This is a genomic window from Neisseria sp. GT4A_CT1 (genome assembly GCF_000227275.1).
Classification (GTDB): domain Bacteria; phylum Pseudomonadota; class Gammaproteobacteria; order Burkholderiales; family Neisseriaceae; genus Neisseria.
In genome coordinates this window covers 327,498-350,732 of record NZ_JH164967.1, presented here as the reverse complement: position 1 = coordinate 350,732, position 23,235 = coordinate 327,498, and the positions used below count along the sequence as shown (strand labels likewise).

Sequence of the window (23,235 nt, the reverse complement as noted above, 5' to 3'; positions counted from 1 at the left end):
CCATTTTTTGAAACGGTATTTTCAGACGACCTTTGCTTTTGGCTAAACGGATAGCGTGTTACGCCAGCCCGTTTTGTTGCGCGTCTTGCAGACGGGCTTCGAAGTTGCTCAGGTTGACGCCTGCTTGTTGTGCGGCAGCGACGACTTCGGCGACGCTTGCGCCGTTTTGCACCTGATGATAGCCCCAGAGCAGGGAGCAGCGGGTGCCGGTGCGGCAGTAGGCGAGGACAGGTTGGGGAACGCTTTTGAGCAGGTTTTGGAAAGCGGCGACATCGGCGGCGTTGATGGCGGGCGCGACGACGGGCTGATGGTGGTGTTCGCGGATGCCTGCGGCTTCAAGCCAGCTTTCGACTTGTTTGAACGAGGGTTGGTTTTCTTCTTCGCCGTCGGGACGGTTGCAGATGACGGTTTGGATACCGAGTTTGGCGGCTTCTTGAACGTCGGCTTCGGTCAGCTGCGGGGCGATGTAGAGGTTGTCGGCAAGTTTTTGGATAGACATGGGTTTTCCTTTTCTACGTTTGACGATGGATTGATTTTAGTCGTCTTGAGGGGCTAACAGGGCTTGTTCCAATCGTTTTTTATTGGCTTCGGATTGTTTTTGTATGTATTGGCGGACAATGCTGTCAATCGCCGTATCTTGTTCCATATTGGATCGGGTTGACCAAATGGCAGAGGCAAGTGTGAGGTCTACATGGTTGGGGCGTTGGGCGGCAGCCGTTTGGGCTTTGATGATGTAGTCGACGATACGCTCGACTGCTTTCGGGTTGCCGGTGGCAAAATAAGTTACCCAATGAAAATCCAGTGATGCAGGGGAAATGATGGGTTCTTGAAGCGGATGGAAGCTTTTGTTTTTTTTGAGGTTGTTTTTAAGCTCGATATCTAATGTCAGGCTGTTAAGGCAGGTTTTGGCTTGATTCGTGCCTGTCAGGGTGAGGGTGTAGGCGGCAAAGGTTAGGGCGTCGCCTTGGTAGGTTCGGATGTTGTCACACCAAATGGTGCTGCCTTGGGGGTATTTTTGTAGCGCTTGCGTCCCCCATGCAAGGGTGGTTTCGCGCATGATATCGGCTTTGACAAGCTGGTCCATCAAAGAAGCAGCGCGTTCGGCAGAGGGATTTTTGTAGAAGACGGCGATATCCTTTCCTAGTTTATCTGCCGAATCTGATTTGGGGGCGGCTGCGGCGTGCAGACTGAGTAACAGGGCGGTCATGCTGACAAGGATTTTTTTCATGGTTGTTTCTTTCAGAGTTGATGTTTCAGACGACCTTGATCCGGCACTTGAGGTCGTCTGAAAATCAGGCTTGGTCATTATAAAGCCAGTTTTCAAATAATTCGCGGTCGGTAATGTAGAGGACGGCGGTGTCGGCTTCGGCGGCTTGAACGGTGATGTCGGCGACGTACAGGATACCGGTGCGGAAGTAGTGGAGGCGGGCGGTGGCGCCGATGGGGAGTTGCGCCCACTGTGCGGCAAGGTCGGTACAGGCGTAGCCGTCGATGGCGATGATTTTGTCCTGCGGGCAGAGGGCGGCGTTTTCTGCGCTGCCGCCGTTGAAGACGTGGGTCAGGGTGGCGTGGTCGCTGCTTTGTTTGAACCTTGCGCCGAAGTCGGACGCGGGAGCGGGCGTTTCGGTTGGTGGTTCGGGCAGGAATGCGCCGCCGTGGCTGCGCGGTTGTGCCTGCCATTGCAGTCCGATGCCTATGGTGGCGAGGAGTTCGGCAAGGGGCAGGTCGGCGGTGGTGTAGAGGGTCGTCTGAAAAAAGTCTTCGAGGTCTAGGTCTGTAAATGCTTGGCAACGGGCTTGCCATTGTTTTTCGGGGATGCCTTGACGGGTGTCCAGCCAATCGCGGTAGTGTTGCTGCATGACGCTGTCGAGGGTGTGTCGTCCGCTGCTTTTACTGCGGATGGCAAGGTCGAGGCAGAGGGCGACGAGTGCGCCTTTTTGGTAGTAGCTGACGATGGCGTTGGGGCTGTTTTCGTCTTGTTTGTAGAATTTGTTCCAAGCGGTGAAGCTGGATTCGGCAAGGCTTTGTTTCAGACGACCTTTGGTTTGCTGCACGCGGGTGATGCTTTGGGCGAGCAGGCGCAGGTAGGCTTCGGGGGCGATGGTGCGGCTTCGGGCGAGGAAGAGGTCGTCGTAGTATGAGGTGATGCCTTCAAATGCCCAAAGCTGCTCGGTGTAGTTTTCGCGGTCGAGGTCGTAGGGGGCAAAGGCGGCGGGTTTGATAGATTTGACGTTCCAGGCGTGGAAGTATTCGTGTGAGAACAGTCCGAGCAGTTGGGTGTAGGCGTCGTTGGCTTCGGTCATGCCGTGCGGCGGCAGGCTGTGGCGGTCGGCGAGCAGGGCGGTGCTGCTGATGTGTTCCAGTCCGCCGTAGATGTTGTCGCCGACGTGGAGCAGGAAGAGGTAATGGGTGAACGGGGCAGGGGAGGGGAACATGGCCAGTTCGGTTTCGCAGATTGTGCGGATGTCTGACACGAGGCGGTCGCGGTCGAAATCGGGGTAGTGGCCGCTCAAGGCGATGCGGTGCGGGATGCCGCCGGCTTCAAAATCGAGAAATTCGATGTTGCCCAGTTCGACAGGGTGGTCGATTAAGTCGTGGTAGGAGGTCGTCTGAAAGCTGTGGATGCCGGTTTGGGGCAGGGTGGTGGCAATCCGCCATGTTTTCGGCAGGATGGGGAATTCGATTTGGTGCGCGCTGTTTTCTTGTCCGTTTACCTGCAAAAACAGGCACGCGCCGTCAAAGAATCCGCGTTCGGCAGTCAGAAACGAGCCGCGGACGGATAGGTCGTAGGCGTAAACGGTGTAGTAAATTTCCCACTCGCCGGACTGAGGGGCGGTGCGCCATCGGTTTTTTTTGACTTGGGTCAGATGGGCATATTCTCCGTTGCAAAAAGCGCGGATGGTGGTGATGTGGCGGGAAAAATCGCGTATCAGATAGCTGCCGGGAACCCAGTTCGGTAGGCTGATTTCTGTTTCCAAATCATGTTCTTGTCGGAAGGTTAGGCGGATGTGCCACTCGTGGGCGAGCGGGTTGGGGGTGATTTTGTAATTAATCATGACTATTAATGCATTTGTTAAATTTTATGAATAAAAAGGTCGAATTATGCAGTTTGATTTATATCGATAAAGTCCCCTTCAAAAGGGAGGCTTGAAAAAATAAAGTGGCGCTGTAGGGGAGGTTGTTAAATAATAATATGATTATAAAGTAAAAAATATAAAAAATCGATAAAGCCGCCAGATGGAGTGAAATGTAATTCCGCTTGGCTAGGCTTGTCTTATATGTTAAATTTAGAAAAATTTAAACCTAGCCCTTATTGCGTTTGTTCAAAACGCATACGGCAAAGTGAGATAAAAAATTTTTATTCCCATAATTCATGGAGACTCTCATGGACACACAAACTTATAACTACAAAGTGGTGCGCCAGTTCGCCATCATGACCGTAGTTTGGGGTATTGTGGGCATGTTGGTCGGTGTCATCGTTGCCGCCCAATTGTTTGCCCCGTCCCTTGATTTATCAGATGTCGGCCCTTGGTTCCACTTCGGCCGCCTGCGTCCGTTGCACACCAATGCGGTGATTTTTGCGTTCGGCGGTTGCGGTCTGATGGGTACATCATACTACGTTGTTCAACGTACCTGTAATGCACGCCTGTTCGGCGGTTGGCTGCCGGCATTTACCTTCTGGGGCTGGCAGGCAGTTATCGTTGCGGCAATCGTCAGCCTGCCTTTGGGTTATACCCAAGCTAAAGAGTATGCCGAATTGGAATGGCCTATCGACATCCTGATCGCTTTGGTTTGGATTGCTTACGCCATCGTATTCTTCGGTACGATTGCCAAACGTAAAATCAAACATATCTACGTTGCCAACTGGTTCTACGGCGGTTTCATTTTGGCCGTTGCCCTGTTGCACATCGTCAATAACCTGAGCATTCCTGCGGGCTTCATGAAATCCTATCCGGTTTATGCGGGCGCAATCGATGCTATGGTTCAATGGTGGTATGGCCACAATGCCGTAGGTTTCTTCCTGACAGCAGGTTTCTTGGGCATGATGTATTACTTCGTGCCGAAACAGGCGGGTCGTCCGGTTTATTCTTACCGCTTGTCCGTCGTCCACTTCTGGGCTTTGATTTTCACCTACATGTGGGCAGGTTCCCACCACTTGCACTATACCGCGCTGCCTGACTGGACTCAGTCCTTGGGTATGGTGTTGTCCCTGATTCTGTTCGCACCTTCTTGGGGCGGTATGATCAACGGTATCATGACCTTGTCCGGTGCATGGGACAAACTGCGTACCGACCCTATCTTGAAATTCTTGATCGTTTCTCTGTCCTTCTACGGTATGTCCACCTTCGAAGGTCCGATGATGTCCATCAAATCCGTCAACGCTTTGAGCCACTACACCGACTGGACCGTTGCACACGTTCATGCCGGCGCATTGGGCTGGGTGGGCTTCGTGACCATTGGTTCCGTGTACTACATGATTCCCCGCCTGTTCGGTAAAAATGAAATGTACAGCACCAAATTGGTGGAAGCACACTTCTGGATTGCGACCATCGGCGTGGTTCTGTATATCGCCTCCATGTGGATTGCAGGGGTATTGCAAGGTCTGATGTGGGGTTCTTTGAATGCGGACGGTACTTTGACCTACTCGTTTGTAGAGTCAGTTAAACGCACCATGCCTTTCTACATGATTCGTTTCACCGGCGGCCTGCTGTACCTGAGCGGTATGTGTATCATGGCATACAACGTTTACCGTACGGCCATCAGTGGCAAAGCGGTTGATGCCGAGATTCCCGCGGTGTCTCAAACCCAGCACCACTAAAAACATAAGAAAAGGCTACCAAAATGAAATTACAACAATTAGCTGAAGAAAAAGTCGGCGTCCTGATTGTATTTACCCTGCTTGTAGTCAGCGTAGGCCTGTTGATTGAAGCCGTGCCGCTGTTCTTTACTAAGGCAGTCACCCAGCCTATTGAAGGTGTGAAACCTTATAACGCTTTGCAAGTGGCTGGTCGCGACATCTATATCCGCGAGGGTTGTTACAACTGTCACTCTCAAATGATCCGTCCGTTCCGTGCGGAAACCGAACGTTACGGCCACTACTCCGTTGCCGGCGAGTCTGTTTATGACCATCCGTTCCAATGGGGTTCCAAACGTACCGGTCCGGACTTGGCACGTGTCGGCGGCCGCTATTCCGACGAATGGCACCGCATCCACCTGCTGAATCCGCGCGACGTTGTGCCGGAGTCCAATATGCCCGCTTTCCCATGGCTTGCCCGCAACAAAGTCGATGCCGAAGCAACCGTGGCGCATATGAAAGCCCTGCGTAAAGTCGGTACGCCTTACAGCGATGAAGAGATTGCCAAAGCACCTGAAGCCTTGGAAAACAAATCGGAGCTGGATGCGGTGATTGCATACCTGCAAGGCTTAGGCTTGGCATTGAAAAACGTAAGGTAACATCATGGACGTAAACTGGGCCCGCTCGCTCTTTACTGTTTGGGTTTTTATCAGCTTTATCTTAGTGCTTTATATCGTTTTCAACCGACGCAATAAAAAGAACTACGATGATGCCGCCAACAGTATTTTCGAAAATGATGAGGATAAAGAGTCGTCTGAAAAAGACGGGCGATAACAGTTTAGTCCGTGATCACGGAGCAAAATAATGAACACAGCAACCCAATTTACCAGCAATTTCTGGAATATATACATTGCAGTCATCGTCGTGCTCAGCTTTATCGGCTTGGCATGGCTGCTGCTTTCCCAAAACGTTGTGAAGCGTCCTAAAAAGGGCGAAGAGGTCAAAACGACAGGCCATCAATGGGACGGTATCGAAGAATACAACAACCCGTTGCCACGCTGGTGGTTTTGGCTGTATGTCTGCACTTGGTTGTTCGGTATCGGCTACCTGGTCATGTATCCGGGTTTGGGCGATTATAAAGGACAGTGGAAATGGAGCAGCCACGGACAATATGATCAGGAAATGGCTAAAGCAGATCAGAAGTACGGCAAAGTTTATGCCAAGTTTGCCAATATGCCGATTGAGCAAGTGGCAAAAAATCCTGAAGCACGCGCCATCGGTCAAAACCTCTTCAATACCTACTGTATCCAATGTCACGGTTCTGATGCCAAAGGTTCCAAAGGCTTCCCGAATTTGACCGACAACGATTGGTTGTGGGGCGGCGAACCTGAGAAAATCCACGAGACCATTGAAAAAGGCCGTACGGCGACGATGGCGGCATGGGGTCCTGCATTGGGTGAAGAGCGGGTAAAAGATGTGGCAAACTATGTCATGTCCTTATCCAAATCCAAAGACCAATACGATGAAGAACGTGCCGCACGCGGTAAAGTATTGTTCAGTGGTCCACCGGCAAACTGCTTTACCTGTCACGGCGACAAAGGTCAAGGTATCCAAGGACTGGGTCCGAACCTGACCGACAACGTATGGCTGTGGGGCGGTACTCAAAAAATCGATTATCGAAACCATCACCAACGGCCGACACAGTCAAATGCCGGCTTGGGGTCGTTTCTTGGATAAAGACAAACTCCACATTATGACTGCGTATGTATGGGGTCTGTCCAACAAAGACGGCAAAGCGCCCGTGAAAAAAGCCGAACCTGCTCCCGCACCGGCACCTGCTTCTGCTGCCGCATCATCCGCTGACGCTTCATCTGCGTCCGCACCTGCACAAGCTGAAAAAGCAGCTTCAGCAGCTGATGCAAAAGCGGCCGCTCCTGCCGAAGCCAAGCCGGTAGAAAAAGCAGATGCTTCTTCTGCCAAAGTGGACGGTAAAGCCGTTTTTGAAGCCAACTGTAAAATGTGTCACGGTGGTACCATCCCCGGTGCTCCAGGCATAGGCAAGAAAGACGAGTGGGCCCCGCGTATCAAACAAGGTAAAGATACCCTGCACAAACACGCGCTCGAAGGCTTTAACTCCATGCCTGCCAAAGGCGGTAACACAAGCCTGAGTGATGACGAAGTCAAAGCAGCGGTTGACTATATGGCCAACCAATCCGGCGCTAAATTCTAAACCATAGAAATTAAAACGCACCTTTTCATAAGGTGCGTTTTTTTTATGGGGTCGTCTGAAGTTGCTTTTGAAGTTGCTTTCAGACGACCTGAAGTTCATCTCGTACTTTCATTAGCGCGAAACCAAGTAGGTTCAAACCCCGCCATTGCAATGGATTTTGGGCGCGTGGATCATCTTGGGCAAGTCCGATTCCCCAGATTGCGTCAACCGGGCTGGCTTCTACTAAGATACGGCTGCCGGTGCCAAGCAAAAAGCGTTTCAAATCGGGGTGTTGGATGAATTTGGCACGGTTGCCTTCGCAAACGATATCGAAGCGGCGGGCATTCCAAATGTCGTCTTTGAATCCAAGGACTTGTCTCCCCAAGTCCTTGGTTTGTTTGGGGTGGGCAGAAGCGATGATTTGGCGGCGGATATCGTCTGCGCCGAACAGCCTCGCCTTTTCTGCCATCATATAGTGTTCGGCAGTCGCATAGCGGATGCCGTCGATTCCGAAGGGCGCAGGTGAAGACGGCTTTATCTATCTCATTTTTATAGTGGATTAACTTTAAACCAGTACGGCGTTGCCTCGCCTTGCCGTACTATCTGTACTGTCTGCGGCTTCGTCGCCTTGTCCTGATTTAAATTTAATCCACTATATGTTTTGGCGTCTGTCCCCAGAAGTATAGATATTTCAATTTTTCTTTGCGTTGGTAGGCGGTCTTCAGGTCGGCAAGAGTGTAGGGGGAAGTCATGGTGTTTCTTTCTTATTGTTCATTAAATTCAAACGGATAGGGCGTTACCGGATTTAAGATTTATGATGAGCGCAGGTGTGGCAGATTGATTGTAAATCAGGGCAAGACGAAACCTCAGACGGGATGAATGGGAAATACCGTGCCGATCTGCAGTTAATCCACTATATTCGCTATCATACTGTTGACGGTAGAAAAAAGGTCGTCTGAAAAAAGTTTTCAGACGACCTCTGTCATTTAAGGCTTATTTCCAAACCAAGAGCGCGTGGTTGCGTTTGCCGCGCCGTACGATGGTGTATTTGCCGAAGCGTTTGTGCGCATCGGTCAGCAGATAGGCATCGTCAGGTCGTTCGGCGGAGTGGTTCGGGTTGTTCGATTCGGCGGCTTGGCCGTTGAGCAATACCGCTTTGCTGTTCACAAAACCGCGCGCTTCTTTGTTGGAAGAAGCCAAGCCGGTTTTAACCAAGGCTTCGACGACGTTGAGGTCGTCTGAAACTTCAAATGCGGGTAGACCGTCGAGGGCGAGCTGTTCGAAGTCGCTTTCGGTCAGGCTGCTTTGGTCTTCGGCAAACAGGCTTTCGGAAATACGCTGCGCGGCTTGCAGGGCGGCTTCGCCGTGAATCAGGCGGGTCATTTCTTCGGCGAGGATGCGTTGTGCTTCTGGCTTGGTGCCGCTGGCTTGGTCTTTCGCTTCGATGGCGTCGATTTCTTCGATAGACAGGAAGGTGAAGTATTTCAGAAACTTATACACATCGGCATCGGCAACTTTCAGCCAGAACTGGTAGAACTGATACGGCGAGGTTTTCTTCGCGTTCAGCCATACCGCGCCGCCTTCGGTTTTACCGAATTTGGTACCGTCGGATTTGGTAACCAGCGGCAGGGTTAGGCCGAATACTTGTTTTTGGTTCAGACGACGTGTCAGGTCGATACCTGCGGTGATGTTGCCCCATTGGTCGGAGCCGCCGATTTCCAAAACCGCACCGTGACGTTTGTTCAATTCGGCAAAGTCGTAGCCTTGCAGCAGGGAGTAGGCGAACTCGGTGAAGGAAATGCCCACATCGTCGCGCTCGATACGCTGTTTGACGGATTCCTTGTTCAGCATGGCGTTGACGGAGAAATGCTTGCCGATGTCGCGCAGGAAGTCGAGACAGTTCATGCTGCCGAACCAGTCGGCGTTGTTCGCCATAATGGCGGCGTTTTCGCCTTCAAAGCTCAAAAACGGTTTCAGTTGGTTGCGGATGCTTTCTACCCAGCCGGCAACGGTTTCGGCGGAATTCAAGCTGCGCTCCACCGCTTTGAAACTAGGGTCGCCGATCATGCCGGTTGCACCGCCCACCAAAGCAATCGGCGTATGCCCCGCCTGTTGGAAACGGCGTAATGCCAACACGGGCAGCAAGTGGCCGATATGCAGGCTGTCGGCGGTCGGGTCGAAGCCGCAGTATAGGGAGATTTTTTGTTCGTTCAACAAAGCATCTAAGGCTTCGATGTCGGTGGTCTGCGCGATAAGGCCGCGCGCTTTCAAGTCTTGGATAACGGAGGTCATTGGGTTTCCTTCAATGTTTCAGACGACCTTGATTTGGCAAAGGTCGTCTGAAAAAGCGTTTTGCTTGGTTTATACGTTAAATAGGAAGTGCATCACATCCCCGTCTTGCACGACATATTCCTTGCCTTCTACGCGCATTTTGCCGGCTTCTTTGGCTTTGGCTTCGCCGCCGAGTGAGACAAAATCGTCGTAGGAAATGACTTGGGCGCGGATGAAGCCGCGTTCGAAGTCGGTGTGGATGACGCCGGCGGCTTGCGGGGCGGTGTCGCCTTTGTGGATGGTCCAGGCGCGGACTTCTTTGACGCCGGCGGTGAAGTAGGTTTGCAGGCCCAAGAGGTCGTAGCCCGCGCGGATCAGGCGGTTCAGGCCGGGTTCTTCCAAGCCCATCTCGGCGAGGAACTCGGCTTTTTCGTCGTCTTCCAACTCGGCGATTTCACTTTCCATCGCGGCGCAAACGGCGACGACGGGGGCGTTTTCTTTTTCCGCCAATTCTTTCAGGCGGTCGAGGTACGGATTGTTTTCAAAACCGTCTTCGGCAACGTTGCCGACGTACATGGCGGGTTTGGCAGTCAGCAGGAACAGCGGTTTGAGCATGGCGAGTTCTTCCGCGTCCAAACCGAAGGAGCGGACGGGTTTGCCTTCGTCCAGATGCGGCAGCAGTTTTTTGCACAGTTCGACCAGTTTTTGCGCGTCTTTGTCGCCTGAGCGGGCGCGTTTCTCTTCGCGGACGATGGCTTTTTCGACGCTGGCGAGATCGGCAAGTGCCAATTCGGTGCCGATGGTTTCGATGTCGGCAATCGGATCGACTTTGCCGGAAACGTGGACGATGTTGTCGTCGTCAAAGCAGCGCACGACGTTGACGATGGCGTCGGTTTCGCGGATGTTGGCGAGGAACTGGTTGCCCAAGCCTTCGCCTTTGCTCGCGCCTGCGACCAAACCGGCAATATCGACGAACTCGACGATGGCGGGCTGCATTTTTTGCGGATTGACGATTTTCGCCAGCTCCGCCATGCGCGGGTCGGGCACTTCGACAATGCCGACGTTGGGTTCGATGGTGCAGAAGGGATAGTTCGCCGCTTCGATGCCCGATTGGGTCAGCGCGTTAAAGAGGGTGGATTTGCCAACGTTGGGCAGGCCGACGATGCCGCATTTCAAGCTCATGGTTTTTCCTGAAAAGATAAAAGTTTAACGGCGGATTATAGCATATCGGGGAATGACTCAAAAACTGTAAAGGTCGTCTGAAAAGCGCAGTTTTATGCGATGGGAACGGTTGACGTTTTCAGACGACCTCGATGATGAAGGGAAGAGGTGGTATGGGCTTTGCCCGCGAGAAATATATCGGTCTATTTTGCTTGGAGCGAGTAGCAAAATATCCTGATTTTCGTGGGCAGAGACCACGCTACGGCTGCGGCGGGTATTGTATTCAAACTCGCAATAGAAGGTCGTCTGAAAACGGTCATATCAGGTTTGCTTAGCCGCAATCCATGTTTTCAGACGACCTTGGTAACGAGTGGAAAAGTAGTGTGGGCTTTGCCCGCGAGAATATATCGGTCTATTTTGCTTGGGGCGATGGGCAAAATATCCAATTTTCGTGGGCGGAGCCCACGCTACGGTTGAGGTGCGCGTTTTATGCAAATTCATAATAAAAGGTCGTCTGAAAATGCGGATAGCGAGTTTTTCTAAAACCACTATTTCGTTTTCAGACGACCTTTTGTGTATATGGATTTTTAATCAAACAGCAAAATCAGCAGCAACACAATCGCAATCACGCCCAGCCACATGCTTTGCCGCTGCTGCACTTTGACCAAATGGATATAGGCATCGCGCATTTCCTGCTGGCGGTTTTCGTCAACCAGCGCATTGATTTTGCGGGGCAGGGAAGGGATGATTTGCGCCCAGTCGGGGGCTTCGTTTTTGAGGTTGCGCAAAAAGGCTTTAGGACCGACCTGTTCGTTCATCCATTTCACCAAAAACGGTTTGGCGGTTTTCCACAGGTCCAAATCGGGATCAAGCTGCCGTCCCAAGCCTTCGATGTTGAGCAGCGTTTTTTGCAGCAATACAAGCTGCGGCTGGATTTCGACATTGAAGCGGCGGCTGACTTCAAACAGGCGCATCAATACGAGGCCGAACGAAATTTGTGAAATCGGTTTGTTGAACACCGGTTCGCACACGGCGCGGACGGCAGCTTCCAATTCTTCCGCGCGCGTGTCGGCAGGCACCCAGCCTGATTCGATGTGGGCGGTGGCGACGCGGTGGTAATCGCGGTTGAAGAAGGCGAGGAAGTTGATGGCGAGATAGCGTTTGTCGTAGTCGGTCAGCGTGCCGACAATGCCGAAATCGAGGGCGATGTAGCGGTTGTCGGCGGCGACCAGAATGTTGCCGGGGTGCATATCCGCGTGGAAAAAGCCGTCTCGGAAGACTTGTGTGAAGAAGATTTCCACGCCGTAATCGGCGAGTTTGTGCAAATCGATGCCGTCGGCTTTGAGTTTGGCGATTTCCGATACCGGCGTGCCGTCCATCCATTCGATGGTCAGTACGTCGCTGGTGCAGTAGTCGTAAAACACTTTAGGCACAATCAGCATATTGCTGTTTTGGAAGTTGCGGCCGAGCTGGCTGGCATTGGCGGCTTCGCGCATCAAGTCCAACTCGTCATGCAGGTATTTGTCGAATTCCGCCACCACTTCGCGCGGTTTCAAACGCTTGCCGTCGGCAAACAGACGCTCGACCCAAGCTGCGCCGAAGCGCATCAGCGACAAATCCTGTTCGATAACGGGCAAAAGGTTGGGGCGCAAAACTTTGACCGCCACTTGTTCGCCCGAATGCAGGCGGGCTTTGTGTACTTGGGCGATGGACGCGCTGGCGACGGGTTCGGTTTCAAATTCTGCATACAGCGTTTCGATGGATTGCCCCAGCGATTTTTCGATTTGCGAGCGTGAAAGCTGCGCATCAAACGGCGGGACTTGGTCTTGCAGCTTTGCCAGTTCGACCGCGTAATCATACGGAATCAAATCGGGGCGCGTGGAGAGAACCTGCCCGAATTTGATGAAAATCGGCCCCAAGCTTTCTAGGGCAAGGCGCAGGCGGACGGCAGGCGGTTCGTTTTCCAATTCAGACGACTGCGGCAGCATTTTCAACAGCGTCCGCGCCCAGCCCGGACGGACAAGCGCGGCAAACAGCTCGGCGAGGCGGTAGAGGTAAAGCGTGCGGAGGATGGTTTTGATGCGTTTGAGCCGTTTCATGATTAAGCGCGGAAAATGCTGAAAGTCGAAATTATATAGTAAATAGGCTGTGCCCACACGGAATGGTATGGGGCTAGGACATGGATGTGGGCAGGAATTGGCTTTGCGGGCGAGCAGATGGCGTTATAGTGGATTAACTTTAAACCAGTACGGCGTTGCCTCGCCTTAGCTCAAAGAGAACGATCTCTAAGGTGCTGAAGCACCAAGTGAATCGGTTCCGTACTATCTGTACTGTCTGCGGCTTCGTCGCCTTGTCCTGATTTAAATTTAATCCACTATAGATTCATAGAATCAAAAAGGTCGTCTGAAAACGTTGGGCAAAGCTGCTTGTCCGTTTTCAGACGACCTTTGTTTACGGCTATATATTATTCGCTCAAGAGCGCAATATCCGCTACCGCGTTCATCTGCTCTGCCAAGCGGTTCAGCAGGTTCAGGCGGTTTTGTTTTACGGCGGGATCTTCCGCCATCACCATCACGCCGTCGAAGAAGGCATCAACCTGCGGTTTGACGGAAGCCAGTTCTGATAAGGCCGTCTGAAAATTGCCTTCGGCAACAGCGGCGGCGATTTTCGGCTGCAAGTCTTGCGCGGCGGCGTACAGGGCTTTTTCTTCGTCTTGTTGCAGCAAGCTTTCATCGACTTCGCCCAGCGCGGTATCGGCTTTTTTCAGCAGGTTTTGCACGCGTTTGTTGGCAGCGGCGAGTGCGGCGGCTTCGGGTAGTTGTTTGAATGCGGCGACGGCTTGCAGTTTGGCGGTCAAATCGTCCAAACGGCGCGGCTGTTTGGCAAGTACGGCGGCAACAATGTCTTGCGGATAGTCGTTTTGCAGCAACACGGCAAGGCGCGCCTGCATGAAGTCGGCGGTTTCAGACGGCGTTTTCTCGTTGAGCAAACCTTTGGGGAAGCTGTCGAAGGTCGTCTGAATCAGCTCGTTTACGTCCAAACCATACTGCATCAGCATCCGCAAAATACCCAAGGCGGCGCGGCGCAGGGCGTAGGGGTCTTTGTCGCCGGTCGGAATCAGACCGATGCCCCAAATGCCGACCAAGGTTTCCAGCTTGTCGGCCAGCGCAACGGCAGTGGCAACTTTGCCGTTCGGCAGGTTGTCGCCGGCAAAACGCGGCTGATAGTGCTGCTCGACGGCTTCGGCGATTTCTTCGGTTTCGCCGTCCAAGCGGGCGTAGTATTTGCCCATCGTGCCTTGCAGTTCAGGGAACTCGCCGACCATTTCGGTCACCAAGTCGGCTTTTGCCAGACGCGCGGCGCGTTCGGCTGCGGCGGCATCTGCGCCCAAAGCTTTGGCGATGTGGGCGGCAATGCTTTGCAGGCGTTCGATGCGTTCGGCTTGCGAGCCGATTTTGTTGTGATACACCACGTTCGCCAGCTTGGGCAGGCGGCTTTCCAAAGTCGCTTTTTGGTCTTGTTTGTAGAAGAACTCGGCATCAGACAGGCGCGCGCGCAAGACGCGTTCGTTGCCTTGGATGATGTGCGACGGGTCTTCGGTTTGCAAGTTGGAGACCAGCAGGAAGCGGTTCATCAGCTTGCCGTTTCGGTCGAGCAGCGGGAAGTATTTTTGGTTTTGCTGCATGGTCAGAATCAGGCATTCCTGCGGCACGGCGAGGAAATGTTCTTCAAAACCGGCTTCCAAAACAACGGGGTATTCGACCAGCGCGGTAACTTCGTCCAACAATGCTTCATCGGCGGCTACGGTGGCTTTCAGACGACCTGCCTGTTCGTTCAAGGCCGTCTGAATCGCGGCTTTGCGCTCGGCAAACGAAGCAACGACTTTGCCTTGCTCGCGCATTTGTGTGGCGTAGCTGTCGGCGTTTGTAATAGTGATTTCGCCGTTGGACAGGAAGCGGTGTCCCAAGGTTTGATTGCCACTTTGCAGACCCAAAACGCTGACGTTCACGATGTCGCCGCCGTGCAGCACAATCAGCCCGTGAACAGGGCGCACGAAGGTAAACGTGCTGCTGCCCCAACGCATTACTTTCGGAATCGGCAGTTTCTTAACGGCTTGATTGATAATGTCTTCCAAAAGTTCGCCCAACGGTTTGCCGGTTTGGATATATTCGTAGGCGTACACGTCTTGCTTGCCGTCGTGGACGATGGTCAAGTCTTCGATTTTCGCCCCCGCACCGCGTGCAAAACCTTCCAAAGCCTTGGTCGGCGCACCGTCTTTCATGGCATTTGCCACGGCTGGGCCTTTTTTCACGATTTTCTGATCGGCTTGAACGGCTTTCACGTTTTTAACTTGAACGGCCAAACGGCGCGGCGAGGCGTAGGCGGTATATTCGGCTGCGCCGTCAATCAGTTGCGCTTTTTCCAAGCCTTCGGCAACAGAAGCGGCGAAGTGGTTGCCTAAATTATTCAGGGCTTTGGGGGGAAGTTCTTCGGTAAGGAGTTCGATTAAAAGGGTTTTGGTTGTCATGTGAGACTTTCTGCTCTTTACATTTGTCGGTTTTAATTTCGTTGAAGCGGATACTTTCAGACGACCTCTGGCTGGAAACCCCGTCTTGGTTTGATTTGTCTGAAAGTTTGGAGATAAAGCCATCGGATTCGCGCGCCGGTATGGTGTGCATTGCCGATGTCTGTTTGATTTGGTGCAGATTATGCCACAATTGCGCCTTTTCTGCGGCGTGATTATTAGAGAAGTTGGTAATAGAAGCAGGCAGAGGGTGATGAAGATAGGGGATAAAGCTGCCGGATAAGGATAACTTCCTTGTTTTGCCCTGATTTCAAATTAATTTATCGCTGCATTGGGTGACCGTGTTATGCGCTTTCATATTGGTGCGGGTGTGTTTGGCAGGTTAAAAGAAAAGGTCGTCTGAAACTGCAAACAGTCTTTCAGACGACCTTTTTTAAAGGAGACGGTCATTAGGATTATTGACGTTTCGCGCCGTAACCACCGATGAAGTGTTCGCTGCCGTCTTGGTTTTTCAAGCCGTAAGTACCGCCGATTTCAGCAGCTTTTGCACCGTAGAATTTACCGCTCAAATTACCTTTCAGACCTGCTGCGGCTGCTTCAACCGAACCAAGGAAGAGGTTGCCGTTTTCCCATTTCGCCGTACCTTTCATGTCGTACTTCGCATCGGCTTCGCTTACGCGGCGGCCGTTGGCGTCGAGGGAATGGAATTGGGAATTGGTAGTTTCAAAGCGTACGCCTTTCAAACCGAAATCAGCAATGGCTTTAACATCCGCTGTCAGCTGACGGCTTTGGTCACCTTTCACAACATAGGCGGTAGTCAAGCCGTTGTAAGTTGCCGTACCTTTCTCCGGCAGGTCGGTGAACTTGGTCTCATCGCCTAAGCTTTGATAGCCGTAAATTACGCCGGATTTCGGATCAATGTAGTGGGCGAAAGTTTGGTAAGTCCAACCGGCAGCGGCAGGATCGTGCATAACGATCTGCGTACCATCGACAAAACGGATGACGTAGATGCCGTCGAATCGTTTGTCAAACACCAAACCATCGGCATCAGTGCGGAAATAGGCAATTTGATTCATGGAATCTTGAGTATATTTTGTCAAACCTGCACGAAGTTGACGTTTAAAGTCATACAGTTCTGACAGCTCTTTGATCTTGGCTTCAATTTCTGCAATTTTGTTTGTATCAATACCGTCGGTACCGCCTTCTTTTGCTTTTTTAAGGTTTTCTCGTTCGGTCTTCAATTGTTTGAAGATTTCGACAATACGGTCGTCCAAAGTTGATTTGCCGTATTCGTATTTGGTATTTTTTTCGCTGCCATCTTGTTCGCTGATATCGGCTTTTGTGTTGCCTTTGGAATTGATTTTTGCGATGAGGGAATCGGTGGTTGTCCATTCGGGTTGCGTTGCACTGCCATTCGCATTTTTATTGAATAGTACAATTCCATCCAATTTCACTTCATCGTTGGCTTTAAAATCTAAAGAGCTGATCAAGCCGCCTTGATCTTTGTTTTGGTTGTCAGTTTGGAATTGTTCTCCTGTTTCTTTTTGGCGCAATTGAACATTTGGATTGTTTTGTTGCGCACTGGCTGAAGAAATGAAGCTGGTGTGCAGCGGTGTAGCAAGGTTTAAAGTTTCCAGCGGAGCTTCATTAATCAGACCGGCGAGGTTATCGGCATGATTGTTGCGAGGTGCTGCGGCTGCTACGGTATTGCCATTATTGTTATTGGTAGCGCTGGGGGTGGCATTGCTTGGGCTGCTGTTTTTAGCAGGGCTGCCGTTGCCACTTGTGCTGGTTGATCCGGTGGAAAGAGTGGATGCGCCACCGCTGCCACCGCCGCCTCCACAGGCAGACAGGATTGCCGCGCTGATGGCGGTTAAGATGATGGTTTTGATTTTAGTGTTGATTGCAGACATATTGTCCCCTTTTTTGTTGATTGGAATGGTGCTTTTTATCAAATGGCATAAAGTATTATCATAGATATAATTATGACAAAAATAAACTGTTTTTTACATTTGTTGGGATAATTGTCCATCGATATGCGGTTTGTGTTTGATTTGTACGACATAAAGGTCGTCTGAAAATGCTTGAAACTGCCGGTTGCGGTTGTCTGCTTTAATCGGGCTTCGTTTTCAGACGACCTGCCATTACAATCACGTTTTATTCTAGAGAAGAATTTATGCGTCATTTTGTGTCTGTAATTTTGTGTTCATGTTTCCTCGCTGCGTGCTCCACTCCTATGGCTCCTCAAGATATTTCTACCGCTTCCGCCCGTTGGGCGACTTTGGTAAAGCAAGATGCTAATTTGTACCGTATTGACGATAAGCTTTACCGCAGTGAGCAGCCGGTTGCGGAAGATGGGGAACTGATTGAACAACTCGGTATCCGTAGTGTGATTAATTTGCGATTTTTTGATCGGAACGACAACGAAACACATTTAAAAGGCCGCAATTTGATGCTGCTGAACCGTCCTTTGTTGACGTGGAAAATTAAGCCTAAAGATGTCGCGCAAACTCTTTTCTTAATTGAAAAGCAGCAAAAATACGGCCCTGTATTGGTTCATTGCTATCATGGGGCTGACCGTACAGGTTTGATTTCCGGAATGTACCGTATTATTTATCAGGGTTGGTCGGTGGAAGAGGCCAGGTTGGAAATGCAACATGGTCCTTATGGTTATCATAGTATCTGGAAAAATATTGAGAATTTGTTTACCGAAGAAAAGGTACAGGAAGTACGCGAACATTTGGAACGTCTGAGAAAAGAGGGATGATGTTGAATGTAAGGTAAGGCCTGGATTAGGCGTCTTGGAATGATAACGGTGTTGGTTTTAACTTATCTTTATCATTTTCTTGCGCTTACGGTATGGTGTTTGGCGTACACTTTGCCGGTCTCTTCAAACTAAGAATGATTCTTATGTATTACGGTGAACGCTTTAATGCGTATACTCATTTGATTGGCGCCATGCTGGCTGTTGCGGCATTGGTGCTGATGATTATTAAGGCGGATGATTCATATCGGCTTGCCAGTGCGATTACTTATGGTGTTTGCCTGTCTTTGCTGTATCTGGGCTCAACGTTGTACCACAGTATTCCTCAACCTAAAATTAAGGCTGTCTTGCAAAAAGTGGATCATTGCATGATTTATCTGTTGATTGCAGGCAGCTATACCCCGTTTACCTTGATTCCTCTTAAGGGAGAATGGGGTTGGTCGCTTTTCGGTGTGTCATGGGGCTTGGCATTTTTAGGGATTATTCAAGAGCTTACGATAGGGAGAAAGAGTGAAAAACGGCTGTTGTCCATGATTATTTATGTGGTGATGGGATGGTTGATTTTGGTTGCTTTATTTCCATTGGTTCAATCGCTTTCATCTGTCGGGCTGTTTTGGCTTGCGTTGGGCGGTATATTGTATAGCGTCGGTATCTATTGGTTTGTGAATGATAAAAAGATTAAACATGGTCATGGTATTTGGCATTTGTTTGTTCTTGGTGGAAGCTTGGCTCAATTTGTCTGCATCTATTTTTATGTACTTTAAGAGGCTGACGGTTTGTAGAAGTTGTATCAAGGTTTTTTTGTAGGCCGGTAACCGAAATCTTATCTGTAATTGAATTTACTGCCGAATGATAGAAAGATGATGTAAAAAATCCCCACTGAAAAGTGGGGATTTTGTTTTGTAATTCTTTTGCTTAACCTTTGCGGGCAGGCAATTTTTCTTTAATGCGGGCCGCTTTACCGGTCAGGCCGCGCAGGTAGTACAGTTTGGAGCGACGGACGTCACCGCGGCGTTTTACTTCGATTTTTTCTACGGTAGGGGAGTAGAGTTGGAAAGTACGCTCAACGCCTTCGCCGCTGGAAATTTTGCGGACGATGAAGTTGCTGTTCAAGCCGCGGTTACGACGGGCGATAACAACGCCTTCGTAAGCTTGCAGACGGCTGCGTGAACCCTCTACTACGCGTACGGAAACGACTACGGTGTCACCCGGTGCGAATTCGGGGATTTCTTTGTTCAGGCGAGCGATTTCTTCTTGCTCTAATTGTTGAATCAGGTTCATTGTTTTTCCTAAATTATGATTGGATTTCCTGTTGCTCTTGCAAGATTTCTTTTAAGAGGCGGGATTCCTTTGGGATTAAACTGCGCTTTTCCAGCAGGTCTGGTCTGCGCTCCAGGGTGCGCCGCAGCGATTGTTTCAACCGCCATTCGGCTATCAAGCCATGATTGCCCGAACGCAATACGTCAGGGACGGTCATGCCTTGGAATTCTAAAGGTTTGGTGTAATGGGGGCAGTCTAATAGGTCGTCTGAAAACGAATCCTGCTCGGCTGACTGTATGTCGCCCAATACGCCGGGTATCAGTCTGAGTACGGCATCCATCAGCATCATGGCGGGTAGCTCTCCGCCGGAAACGACAAAGTCGCCTATGCTGATTTCTTCATTTACGCTGCTTTGCAGCAGGCGTTCGTCAATTCCTTCGTATCGTCCGCAAAGCAGTATGAGATGCGGGGATTTTGCAAGTTCTACAGCTTTTTTGTGGGTCAGCGGTTGACCTTGCGGACTAAGGTAGATGACTTTTGCAGGAGATGAAGATGTTTGTTTGGCTTCTTCTATCGCTGCTTGCAGCGGCGGTGCCATCATAATCATTCCCGGACCTCCGCCAAAGGGGCGGTCGTCAATATAGCCGAGTTTGTTATCGGCGAATTTGCGGGGATTGATGGCTTGGAATTGCCAAAGGTTTTGTTTTTTTGCGCGACCGGTTACGCCGTATTCGGTAATGCTGTCGAACATTTCGGGGAAGATGGTGATGGCTTGTATCAACATCAGTAGTCTAAGCCCCAGTCGGTGGTAATGGTTTTGCCTTCGGTATCGACGGTTTCGATGTAGTTGGATACGAACGGGATCAGGATTTGGCCATGTTCGCCATTAATCATCAAAACATCGTTGGCACCGGTTTCCATCAGGTTTGTGACTTTGCCGAGCACGATATTGTCTTTGTTGACAACGGTCATGCCGACTAAATCTGCCCAATAATATTCGTCTTCCTCGGTAGGAGCGAATTCTTCTCGGGGGATTTCGATGGTACAGCCGCGAAGGGCAAAAGCTTGATCGCGATCGTCTATGCCTTCGAATTTGACCTGAAGCTCTCCGCTGACGATTTTGCCGGCTTCGAGTGTCACGTTCAGGGTTTTACCGTCTTTGCTTAACTGCCACTCAGGGTAGTCCAGGAGGCTGTCGGCGTATTCTGTATTGGCGGCTATTTTGAGCCAACCTTTGATGCCGAATACGCCTTTGATGTAGCCCATGGCTACCCGTTGTCGAGTGTCGGTCATAGCAAGATTAGCCGGTGATTAAGCAGCAGCTTTTTGTTCTTTGATCAGTTTTGCAACTGCGTCGCTGACTTGTGCGCCTTGGGCGATCCAGTGGTTCAGGCGGTCGGCTTGGAGGCGTACGCGCTCTTGTTTTTCATTGGCAACAGGGTTGTAGAAGCCAACGCGCTCGATGAAGCGGCCGTCGCGGCGGTTGTGGGAGTCGGCAACGACTACGTGGAAGAAGGGACGGTGTTTAGAACCACCGCGAGCCAAACGGATAACTACCATTTTGAGTCCTTTTGAGAAAATCGGATAGATAAGAAACCGCTAATTTTAGGATATTTTGCGTTGTTCATGCAAGTTTTTATTTGTTTTTGTTGCTGTTTTGCGGAGTGGTCAGGCTGAGGCGTGCTTGGCATAAAGTGTTGTCTTCTTCTGAAGGGGTGATGGTAAAGCCTGATTTTTCAGCAAGTTTAAGCATAGGGGTGTTGGATTTGAGTATTTGGGCACTCATGACGCGGTAGCCTTGTTGTGTTGCCGATTGGATAATCAGCTTCATCATTTCCGTTGCCAACCCTTTGCCGCGCACGTTTTCAGCAAGTGTGATGCCGAATTCGCATTCGTTGCGATTGATACGGCTGAAGCGGCTGACGGCGACGATGAGGTCGTCTGAATTGCGCGCCGTCCATGCGGCTTCGCTGTGGTAGTCGAGTTTGCTGAAGCGTGCGAGGGTAGGGGTGGGCAATTCGTTGGTATGGGTCATGAAGCGGGTGTAGCGCGCTTGTGGAGACAGGCTGCGGACGAATTGTTGCTTGACTTCCGCGTCTTCGGGGGTGAAGGGGTGGATGGTTACGGTTTCGCCGTTTTTCAGGGTAAGCGTGGCAGGATGCTCGGTCGGGTAGGGGGCGAGCACGTTTTGGATGGGGTCTTCGCTTTCGGTTTTTGCGCCCAAAAGTTCGGCGGCGGCTTCGCCGGTGTTGCGGAGGAACTCGGCGGCAGTCGGATTTTTGCTGCGCAGGTATTCCGCTGCGGTCTGTACTTTGGCGGCGGCCTGCTCGAGCTTGAGGGTGGCTATATTGGTTGGTTTGTTTTTCGGAGAAGGACGTTCATTAGCCTGCAAGACAAAGTCGCTGCTGTATTGGTCGCCGTTGAGGTTGAGCAGGATTTCGCCGATGTATTGCTGCCGTTGGCTGAGTGTGTTTAGGGTGTGCAGGAGCTGGTTGAGGGTGTGTGTATTGTCGAGTTGGGCGAAACGGGCGATGTGTTCGCTGTCCAGCGTAGAGAACGGCGGGAGCGCGGCGGTGGTTCTGCCTTGATGGCATACAGTCAGGATGTCGCCATAGGCGGTATGGCGTTGGAAACGGAATTGCACGGCGTTATGCGTGGTGTGCTGATAAGCCGGCAAACACAGGGCTTCGGCAAGCAGGGGAAGGTCTTTTGAAGCGAGGGCTTTGTTAATGTTTCTTGCTTGCGGGGTTTTCAGACGAACTTTTTTGGGTGTGGCGATGCGTAGCTGTTCTTTTTGCAGTTGGTCGGCAATGTTTCGGAAAGATACGGCTTGCAGGGCTTGTTCAGGACGGTCGAAATGCAGGAGGTCGTCTGAAAAGCGGCTGCTGACAAGCAGGGGTTTGGCAGTGTGTTTCGCCAGCATGCTCAGGGTGCGGGTCAGATTTTTTTCGTCGGGACTGTCGGTCGGGGCAACGATGGCGAGCAGGGCTTCGGTATGGGTATTTTGAAGTTGTTGGCTGGCGATGCTGTGGTAATGGGCGGGCGTGGGTGTGCTGCCGATGTAGCCTTGGCGGATGTGCGGCTGCTTGGTGGGAAATTGGAGTTTTAGGTTTTGGGGCGCACAGGTTTCCAGCCACTCGGCAGGGGTGTCGGACAGGATGTCGATGCTGTTCAGAGGGGGAAGATCGGATAAACGCGCGTGCAGGGCGGCTTCGAGTTCGCTGCTGCTGAATGTGGTGAGGAAGTTGCAATGACGCGCAAGGCAGCGCAACACGGCTTTTTCGGTGTCGTCTGAACGGTGGGTAACGTGGAGGATGAGCGGGGTGTGGCGGGTGAAATGGCGGATGGCGCTGAACAGGTTGCGCTGGTTTTCGGCTGGGTTATGCTCGATAACGGCAACTTTGGTGTGGCGGTTGTGGCCGAAACGGTTGAGCCAGTCGGCAGAGGTGGTGGGGCTGAGCGGATAGTTGAGGCTGATGTGGCGTGAAATGCCCTGTCCCATTTTTTGCAGCATGAGGTTGATTTCGCTGCTGACGGAAGCGTGTCCGGTCAGAAGGGCGGTGTAGCCTGCCGGATGGTCGGGTTGGGAACTGATGTTGAGGCTTTGCGATGGAAGCTGCACGCCCGCGGGGCTGCACACGCTAATGTTGAGTTCGTTGCCGTGGTGTTTTTTGATGGCGGCTTCGGCGGTGTGCCATTCATCGTCGGACAGGCTTTCCCAGTCTTGGATGAGGATGATGTGGCCGAACTGTTTTTTGCGGCAGGATTTGAACAGGGCATCGTAGCTGTCGGGCGGTGTTACGGCGATAACGAGGTCGGCGCTGCCGGGGATTTTGTTGAGGTTGGTGTAGGAGGTGAGTCCGGCAACCGTGCGGTGGCGGAGGTTGACGGGTGTGATTTGACCTTGAAACGGTGCGCTCAGGAGGTTGCTCAGGATGCGTTCGCCCAAGCTGTATGGGCGTTCGCTCGCGCCCACGAGAATGATGTGGTTGGGCATGAAGAAGTAGCCGGACATGGATTGGGCGGACATGGTGCCTCCTTTTCAGTGTGTGGACGCTGCGTTTCAGACGACCTTTCGGGCGGTTTGGGTTGGAAGGGGTGTGTGATGAGTGAACGGGATTGGGCGTTCGTTGTTGGTTTTGTTATCAATGGATAGTCTGTTTTGCTGCTCTTTATGGCGGAATACGCGGACTTTAAATGATTTAATTATTCACTTGCATTATATATGACAAATGGCATAAAAGGTCGTC

The 23,235-nt window shown here is 51.4% G+C and carries 19 protein-coding genes and 1 pseudogene; 6 read left to right on the top strand and 14 right to left on the bottom strand.

Features of this window, described 5'->3' with window-relative positions; all coding sequences use genetic code 11:
• Window positions 1-58 precede the first annotated feature (58 nt).
• The 3 genes from HMPREF1028_RS08435 to HMPREF1028_RS08425 form a co-directional block, all read right to left on the bottom strand.
• Window positions 59-499: a TIGR01244 family sulfur transferase gene (locus tag HMPREF1028_RS08435; RefSeq protein WP_003757987.1), complete on the bottom strand. Its 441-nt coding sequence runs from the start codon at window positions 497-499 to the stop codon at window positions 59-61.
• 36 nt (window positions 500-535) lie between these two features.
• Window positions 536-1,228 (bottom strand): hypothetical protein, encoded by a 693-nt coding sequence (locus HMPREF1028_RS08430; RefSeq protein ID WP_009312368.1) that lies wholly within the window; start codon window positions 1,226-1,228, stop codon window positions 536-538.
• A 64-nt stretch (window positions 1,229-1,292) separates the two neighbouring features.
• Window positions 1,293-3,056 (bottom strand): M61 family metallopeptidase, encoded by a 1,764-nt coding sequence (locus HMPREF1028_RS08425; RefSeq protein ID WP_009312367.1) that lies wholly within the window; start codon window positions 3,054-3,056, stop codon window positions 1,293-1,295.
• Between the two features lie 329 nt (window positions 3,057-3,385).
• Between HMPREF1028_RS08425 and ccoN the strand changes: the two genes are divergently transcribed.
• From ccoN to ccoP, 4 genes and pseudogenes are all read left to right on the top strand, one after another.
• Window positions 3,386-4,819 carry a cytochrome-c oxidase, cbb3-type subunit I gene (gene ccoN, locus HMPREF1028_RS08420; protein ID WP_009312366.1) on the top strand — a complete coding sequence of 478 codons (1,434 nt, stop codon included), beginning with the start codon at window positions 3,386-3,388 and terminating at the stop codon, window positions 4,817-4,819.
• 23 nt (window positions 4,820-4,842) lie between these two features.
• Window positions 4,843-5,454: a cytochrome-c oxidase, cbb3-type subunit II gene (gene ccoO / locus HMPREF1028_RS08415; protein WP_009312365.1), complete on the top strand. Its 612-nt coding sequence runs from the start codon at window positions 4,843-4,845 to the stop codon at window positions 5,452-5,454.
• Window positions 5,455-5,458: 4 nt separating this feature from the next.
• Complete coding sequence (locus tag HMPREF1028_RS08410) at window positions 5,459-5,629, top strand: CcoQ/FixQ family Cbb3-type cytochrome c oxidase assembly chaperone (protein WP_003757997.1); 171 nt, start codon at window positions 5,459-5,461, stop codon at window positions 5,627-5,629.
• A 30-nt stretch (window positions 5,630-5,659) separates the two neighbouring features.
• A pseudogene (ccoP, locus tag HMPREF1028_RS08405) lies at window positions 5,660-7,025 on the top strand (cytochrome-c oxidase, cbb3-type subunit III).
• Window positions 7,026-7,104: 79 nt separating this feature from the next.
• Here the strand turns inward: ccoP and HMPREF1028_RS08395 are convergent.
• From HMPREF1028_RS08395 to HMPREF1028_RS08370, 6 genes are all read right to left on the bottom strand, one after another.
• On the bottom strand, window positions 7,105-7,476 hold the full coding sequence (locus HMPREF1028_RS08395) for an NADAR family protein (protein WP_009312362.1): 372 nt from the start codon (window positions 7,474-7,476) through the stop codon (window positions 7,105-7,107).
• 521 nt (window positions 7,477-7,997) lie between these two features.
• Entirely contained in the window at window positions 7,998-9,296 is a 1,299-nt protein-coding gene (gene tyrS, locus HMPREF1028_RS08390; RefSeq protein ID WP_009312361.1) for a tyrosine--tRNA ligase, read from the bottom strand.
• Window positions 9,297-9,365: 69 nt separating this feature from the next.
• On the bottom strand, window positions 9,366-10,457 hold the full coding sequence (gene ychF, locus HMPREF1028_RS08385) for a redox-regulated ATPase YchF (protein ID WP_009312360.1): 1,092 nt from the start codon (window positions 10,455-10,457) through the stop codon (window positions 9,366-9,368).
• A 566-nt stretch (window positions 10,458-11,023) separates the two neighbouring features.
• Window positions 11,024-12,535 (bottom strand): ubiquinone biosynthesis regulatory protein kinase UbiB, encoded by a 1,512-nt coding sequence (ubiB, locus tag HMPREF1028_RS08380; RefSeq protein WP_009312359.1) that lies wholly within the window; start codon window positions 12,533-12,535, stop codon window positions 11,024-11,026.
• Window positions 12,536-12,900: 365 nt separating this feature from the next.
• A complete protein-coding gene (gene glyS / locus HMPREF1028_RS08375) occupies window positions 12,901-14,964 on the bottom strand; it encodes a glycine--tRNA ligase subunit beta (protein WP_009312358.1) in 2,064 nt (687 codons plus the stop codon).
• A 452-nt stretch (window positions 14,965-15,416) separates the two neighbouring features.
• Window positions 15,417-16,874, bottom strand: a complete 1,458-nt coding sequence (locus HMPREF1028_RS08370) for a transferrin-binding protein-like solute binding protein (protein ID WP_009312357.1) — start codon at window positions 16,872-16,874, stop codon at window positions 15,417-15,419.
• A 323-nt stretch (window positions 16,875-17,197) separates the two neighbouring features.
• Between HMPREF1028_RS08370 and HMPREF1028_RS08360 the strand changes: the two genes are divergently transcribed.
• Window positions 17,198-17,728: a tyrosine-protein phosphatase gene (locus HMPREF1028_RS08360; RefSeq protein ID WP_094113029.1), complete on the top strand. Its 531-nt coding sequence runs from the start codon at window positions 17,198-17,200 to the stop codon at window positions 17,726-17,728.
• Between the two features lie 143 nt (window positions 17,729-17,871).
• Window positions 17,872-18,489: a hemolysin III family protein gene (locus HMPREF1028_RS08355; RefSeq protein WP_036529469.1), complete on the top strand. Its 618-nt coding sequence runs from the start codon at window positions 17,872-17,874 to the stop codon at window positions 18,487-18,489.
• 151 nt (window positions 18,490-18,640) lie between these two features.
• On the opposite strand, the gene rplS is transcribed toward HMPREF1028_RS08355, so the two are convergent.
• The 5 genes from rplS to HMPREF1028_RS08330 form a co-directional block, all read right to left on the bottom strand.
• A complete protein-coding gene (rplS, locus tag HMPREF1028_RS08350) occupies window positions 18,641-19,006 on the bottom strand; it encodes a 50S ribosomal protein L19 (protein WP_009312354.1) in 366 nt (121 codons plus the stop codon).
• 13 nt (window positions 19,007-19,019) lie between these two features.
• On the bottom strand, window positions 19,020-19,769 hold the full coding sequence (trmD, locus tag HMPREF1028_RS08345; RefSeq protein WP_009312353.1) for a tRNA (guanosine(37)-N1)-methyltransferase TrmD: 750 nt from the start codon (window positions 19,767-19,769) through the stop codon (window positions 19,020-19,022).
• A complete protein-coding gene (gene rimM, locus HMPREF1028_RS08340; RefSeq protein WP_009312352.1) occupies window positions 19,769-20,278 on the bottom strand; it encodes a ribosome maturation factor RimM in 510 nt (169 codons plus the stop codon). The genes trmD and rimM overlap by 1 nt, the downstream gene beginning before the upstream one ends.
• Before the next feature lie 18 nt (window positions 20,279-20,296).
• The gene (rpsP, locus tag HMPREF1028_RS08335) at window positions 20,297-20,545 is read right to left on the bottom strand and encodes a 30S ribosomal protein S16 (RefSeq protein ID WP_003740833.1); all 249 of its coding nucleotides are present in this window, start codon (window positions 20,543-20,545) and stop codon (window positions 20,297-20,299) included.
• A 76-nt stretch (window positions 20,546-20,621) separates the two neighbouring features.
• Window positions 20,622-23,015, bottom strand: a complete 2,394-nt coding sequence (locus tag HMPREF1028_RS08330) for a bifunctional acetate--CoA ligase family protein/GNAT family N-acetyltransferase (protein ID WP_009312351.1) — start codon at window positions 23,013-23,015, stop codon at window positions 20,622-20,624.
• Window positions 23,016-23,235 lie beyond the last annotated feature (220 nt).

Excerpts from the sequence above, each read along its gene's own strand:
- HMPREF1028_RS08435 (WP_003757987.1), bottom strand. The coding sequence starts at position 499 with ATGTCTATCCAAAAACTTGCCGACAACCTCTACATCGCCCCGCAGCTG.
- HMPREF1028_RS08430 (WP_009312368.1), bottom strand. The coding sequence starts at position 1,228 with ATGAAAAAAATCCTTGTCAGCATGACCGCCCTGTTACTCAGTCTGCAC.
- HMPREF1028_RS08425 (WP_009312367.1), bottom strand. The coding sequence starts at position 3,056 with ATGATTAATTACAAAATCACCCCCAACCCGCTCGCCCACGAGTGGCAC.
- ccoN (WP_009312366.1), top strand. The coding sequence starts at position 3,386 with ATGGACACACAAACTTATAACTACAAAGTGGTGCGCCAGTTCGCCATC.
- ccoO (WP_009312365.1), top strand. The coding sequence starts at position 4,843 with ATGAAATTACAACAATTAGCTGAAGAAAAAGTCGGCGTCCTGATTGTA.
- HMPREF1028_RS08410 (WP_003757997.1), top strand. The coding sequence starts at position 5,459 with ATGGACGTAAACTGGGCCCGCTCGCTCTTTACTGTTTGGGTTTTTATC.
- HMPREF1028_RS08395 (WP_009312362.1), bottom strand. The coding sequence starts at position 7,476 with ATGATGGCAGAAAAGGCGAGGCTGTTCGGCGCAGACGATATCCGCCGC.
- tyrS (WP_009312361.1), bottom strand. The coding sequence starts at position 9,296 with ATGACCTCCGTTATCCAAGACTTGAAAGCGCGCGGCCTTATCGCGCAG.
- ychF (WP_009312360.1), bottom strand. The coding sequence starts at position 10,457 with ATGAGCTTGAAATGCGGCATCGTCGGCCTGCCCAACGTTGGCAAATCC.
- ubiB (WP_009312359.1), bottom strand. The coding sequence starts at position 12,535 with ATGAAACGGCTCAAACGCATCAAAACCATCCTCCGCACGCTTTACCTC.
- glyS (WP_009312358.1), bottom strand. The coding sequence starts at position 14,964 with ATGACAACCAAAACCCTTTTAATCGAACTCCTTACCGAAGAACTTCCC.
- HMPREF1028_RS08370 (WP_009312357.1), bottom strand. The coding sequence starts at position 16,874 with ATGTCTGCAATCAACACTAAAATCAAAACCATCATCTTAACCGCCATC.
- HMPREF1028_RS08360 (WP_094113029.1), top strand. The coding sequence starts at position 17,198 with ATGGCTCCTCAAGATATTTCTACCGCTTCCGCCCGTTGGGCGACTTTG.
- HMPREF1028_RS08355 (WP_036529469.1), top strand. The coding sequence starts at position 17,872 with ATGTATTACGGTGAACGCTTTAATGCGTATACTCATTTGATTGGCGCC.
- rplS (WP_009312354.1), bottom strand. The coding sequence starts at position 19,006 with ATGAACCTGATTCAACAATTAGAGCAAGAAGAAATCGCTCGCCTGAAC.
- trmD (WP_009312353.1), bottom strand. The coding sequence starts at position 19,769 with ATGTTGATACAAGCCATCACCATCTTCCCCGAAATGTTCGACAGCATT.
- rimM (WP_009312352.1), bottom strand. The coding sequence starts at position 20,278 with ATGACCGACACTCGACAACGGGTAGCCATGGGCTACATCAAAGGCGTA.
- rpsP (WP_003740833.1), bottom strand. The coding sequence starts at position 20,545 with ATGGTAGTTATCCGTTTGGCTCGCGGTGGTTCTAAACACCGTCCCTTC.
- HMPREF1028_RS08330 (WP_009312351.1), bottom strand. The coding sequence starts at position 23,015 with ATGTCCGCCCAATCCATGTCCGGCTACTTCTTCATGCCCAACCACATC.